General features: G+C 59.7%; 1 protein-coding gene. It reads right to left on the bottom strand.

Annotated elements, in window-relative coordinates:
* Positions 1 to 125 precede the first annotated feature (125 nt).
* Positions 126 to 308, bottom strand: a 183-nt coding sequence (locus tag RVY79_RS18740; protein WP_317466061.1) for a TcpQ domain-containing protein, incomplete at its 5' end; no start/stop codon positions are given.

Genomic DNA, 308 nt, shown 5'->3' with positions numbered 1-308 from the left:
GAGCTGCGCGCGCGTGTCGCGCATCGCGTCTTTCTGGATGCCGCGCACCTCCGCGATACCGCATCCCGACAGACTCAAGACCGTTGCCACAGCACCGGCGATCAGCTTCGGTTGATAGAAGATCCTCATTGCTCAGCTGCTCCGTTCTGGGTGATAACGATCGTGTGGTTGCCGCGCCAGCTGTCGCCGAGCACGTCTGTTCCGTTGGCTGCCAAGTCTTCCGTGACGCGCTTCACAGCAGATTCAAAGTCATCGCCATAGGATTTATTGCCCGGCACTACCCATGCGTCCTGCACCCTCCACAAGAC

This window comes from Chromohalobacter sp. HP20-39 (genome assembly GCF_033052815.1).
Taxonomy (GTDB): Bacteria; Pseudomonadota; Gammaproteobacteria; order Pseudomonadales; family Halomonadaceae; genus Chromohalobacter.
The sequence above is the reverse complement of the archived record's forward strand: the minus strand, read 5'-3'. Positions and strand labels throughout refer to the sequence as shown.